Raw genomic sequence first — 3,338 nt, forward strand, 5'->3', positions numbered from 1 at the left:
AACAGATCGCCGGGCTGGCCTGGGTGACAGGCATGCCAGACGGACCTCCGATCGCGCCACGTGGCGCGTGCGATCCGTTGGCGGGTGTGCACGCAGCGGTCGCGCTCCTCGCCGCGCTGGAGTTCGCCGAGGAGACCGGCACGGGTCAGCTGGTCGAGGTGCCGATGATCGAGAGCGTGCTGAACGTAACCGGCGCGCAGACAATTGAATTCGAGGTTTTCGGACAGGTCCTTTCGCGGCAGGGCAACCGCGGCCACACCGACGCTCTGCAGGACCTCTATCGATGCGCCGGCGACGACAACTGGATCGCGATCAGCGCGCACACCCCGGACCAGCGAGCCACTCTGACAGACCTCATGGGCGGGACGGATACGGCGATCTCGGACTGGTTCGCCACGCAGGTTCTCGAGACGGTCGTGGAAAGGCTTGCCGGTGCCGGCATTCCGGCCGCTGCAGTTGTTTCGCCGTCGCTGGTGACGCAGAATCCACAACTGCGACATCGCGGCTTCTTCGAACGCCTCGACCATCCCAGCACCGGCGAGGGACTGTATCCGTGTCCGCCGTTCGCCCAGCCGCACGGTACCGACAAATGGTTGTTCCGCGCCCCGCCGACATTGGGCCAGCACAACAAGGAAGTGTTGACTGAGCTGTGCGGGCTGACCGATGCCGACGTCGAGCGGTTGGCAGCGCAAGGAGTGATCGGCACCCGTCCGAAGGGACTGTGACTAGCGAGGCGTCAGCGTGATCGCCATTTCGTCGAAGAGCGACATGTTGTTCGTCAGATTCGGGTACGTGACCTTTGGCGGGCCGAGGTTGATGTTGTCAGCGCGGCACAGCAATTCATCGAGTACGGCGCGGATCTCGGCGCGCGCCAGCATCGCGCCCAGGCAGTGGTGCGGACCGCCGCCGCCGAACGTGACGTGCGAATTGTCGGTGCGGCCGATGTCGAATCTGAACGGGTCTGCGAACACCTCTTCGTCGCGGTTGGCCGAGCGCAGCATGGAAACCACCCGATCGCCTTTGGGGATGGTGACGCCGTCCATCTCCACGTCGACCTTCGTTGTGCGGGTCCAAAACGCGATCGGTGTCGACCAGCGCAGTACCTCCTCTACCGCGCTGGATCGGATGGCCTCTTCGGCGCGGTAGCGCTCGATCTCGCCGGGGTTCGCGACGAACGCCTGCAGTCCTGCGGCAAGCGCATTCTTCGTCGTGTCGCTGCCAGCAATGGCGATGACGAAGAAGAAGATCTCCAGTTCGTTGGCGGGTAGTGACAGCTGCTCACCGTGCTCGTCGGTGACCACCGCGGAGGTCAGGGTGCTCCAGATGTCGTCGGCCGGGTTGCGCCGCTTCTCGGCGGTGAGTTCGAGCGCATAGGCGAAGATTTCGCCGAAGAGTTCGAGTTGCTCCTGTTCGGTCAAGTGCACGTCTGGCGAGTTGAACTTCAGAATGCGGTCGAGGGTGCCGAAGACCTTCGGCCGATGCTCGTTGGGTATGCCGACGATGTCGCCGATGACCGACATCGGAAGTACATCGGCGACGTCACCGATCCAGTCGCCACCGCCCGCGGCGAGCAGTCCGTCGATCATCGACGCGGCGCGGGCCCGAATGCCGTCCTCGAGCTTGCCGATGGCCTTCGGGGTGAAGGCGTGGGACATCACCCTGCGCCGCTTGGTCAGGTCCGGCGGGTCCATGTTGATGATGGTCGGGAATTCGCCGATAGGGCCCACACCCTGGATCAGCGGGCCATCCGCGGCGGTGAACGAATCAGTGTCGCGGTGAATCCGCTGTGCGTGCCTGTGCTTGGTGGTCATCCAGAAGTCGCGCCCGACGGTTTGGGCCACTCCAGGTGTGAGTTCGTGATGGAAGACCGGCCTCTCGTGGCGTAACACTTCGAACAGTTCGTCGGGAAAACCGTTCTGCCACAACGCGGCATCTGACAAATCGACCGGAACAGTCGTGGGCATGCGCCATCCTCAATTCGTTGACCTTGACCTAGAATGCCTAAAATAGTAAAAATAGGCAACGGACAGGGAGATGGCAGTGACGGCTGGGTCTAAGCAAAGAGATGGGGTGTCTGACTCGACCGTGGACCCGTCGGAGCGTGAGTTCGGGCCCAGCGGAATCAGTCTGTCGACTTATCGCTTTCCGACGGGCTGGTTCATCGTCGGATTCGCCTCTGACCTGGCTCCCGGGCAGGTCAAACGCATCCACTACTTCGGCGAAGAGCTGGTGATGTTCCGGACCCGGTCCGGGCAGATCAACGTGCTGGACGCCTACTGCCAGCATCTGGGCGCCAACATGGGCGTCGGCGGGACCGTCGAGGGCGAGCACATCGTCTGCCCATGGCACGGCTGGCACTGGGACGGCGACGGCGCGAACACGCTGATTCCGTACAGCAAGATCGGCTGCAAGCAGAACGTCCGCATCCGCACGTATCAGACGGCGGAGTGGTACGGCTTCATTCTGGTGTGGCATGAGCGCCACGGGCGCGCACCGTACTGGCAGCCTCCGGTGCTGCCCGAGCTGGAGACCGGCGAGTACTACCCGCTGCACCCGCACAGCCGGATGGTGAACCGCGTCAAGGTGCACGCGCAAATGATCATCGAGAATGCCGCCGACCCGTACCACGTGCAATACGTGCACAAGGCGGCCAATCCTGCGAACACCGCTTCGTTCGAGGTAAGTGGTTACCACCTGCACGCGACGGTTAACGCGAATTTCGGTGGGGGACGGGCGAAGACGTGGTTAACGCCCAACGGGCCCGTCGACGCCAAAATCATCTACGACAACTACTCGCTGGGCCTGGGAATCGTTCGCTTTCCCTCTGATCTGGTGGCGACGATCGAGGTGACCGGTCAGACCCCCGTCGACGAGGACTACACCGACTACTTCTATACCCAGGCGTCGGTGCGCGAGCCCGGCGACGCGGGTGACAAGCCGACCGGCCGCGCAGAGAAGTTCCTGGCGCTACAGCAGGAGGTCATCAAGCAGGACTTCTTCACCTGGGAGAACATGAAGTACCTCGAGAAGCCCAACCTGGCTCCCGAGGAGGCGCGCGACTATGCGGCGCTGCGCCGTTGGGCACATCGCTTCTATCCGGGCGCCGAACCGTCGCCACAGGACTTCGGGTACACCGCAGACGGTGCGCCCGACCCCGCGGCCGCGAGGGTGTGATGCCCGCAGGCCACTTCACCGTCCCTGCGGTGCTCGATCAGCGCGCCGAGCAATTCGGTGATCGGGTGATGATGTCGATCGCCGGCACGCCGGTGACGTTCGCGCAGATGCGCGACCGGTCCTGCGCCGCGGCCAACGTGCTCGCCGACATGGGGGTGCGGCGC

3 protein-coding genes and 1 pseudogene are annotated in these 3,338 nt (G+C 63.8%); 3 read left to right on the forward strand and 1 reads right to left on the reverse strand.

Annotation, left to right across the window (positions count from 1 at the left end; translation table 11 throughout):
* A partial coding sequence (locus tag VFH65_RS12860; RefSeq protein ID WP_353321999.1) for a CoA transferase occupies nucleotides 1-725 on the forward strand: 725 nt, incomplete at its 5' end.
* Here VFH65_RS12860 and VFH65_RS12865 read toward each other — a convergent pair.
* Nucleotides 726-1,964 carry a cytochrome P450 gene (locus tag VFH65_RS12865; RefSeq protein WP_353322000.1) on the reverse strand — a complete coding sequence of 413 codons (1,239 nt, stop codon included), beginning with the start codon at nucleotides 1,962-1,964 and terminating at the stop codon, nucleotides 726-728.
* A gap of 70 nt (nucleotides 1,965-2,034) precedes the next feature.
* On the opposite strand from VFH65_RS12865, the gene VFH65_RS12870 reads away from it, so the two are divergent.
* Both VFH65_RS12870 and VFH65_RS12875 read left to right on the forward strand, forming a co-directional pair.
* Nucleotides 2,035-3,174 (forward strand): aromatic ring-hydroxylating oxygenase subunit alpha, encoded by a 1,140-nt coding sequence (locus VFH65_RS12870; RefSeq protein WP_353322002.1) that lies wholly within the window; start codon nucleotides 2,035-2,037, stop codon nucleotides 3,172-3,174.
* Nucleotides 3,174-3,338, forward strand: a pseudogene (locus VFH65_RS12875) (ATP-dependent acyl-CoA ligase); the annotation flags it as partial. The gene VFH65_RS12870 and the pseudogene VFH65_RS12875, both read left to right, overlap by 1 nt.

The sequence above is a fragment of the Mycobacterium sp. genome (assembly GCF_035697385.1).
GTDB lineage: Bacteria > Actinomycetota > Actinomycetes > Mycobacteriales > Mycobacteriaceae > Mycobacterium.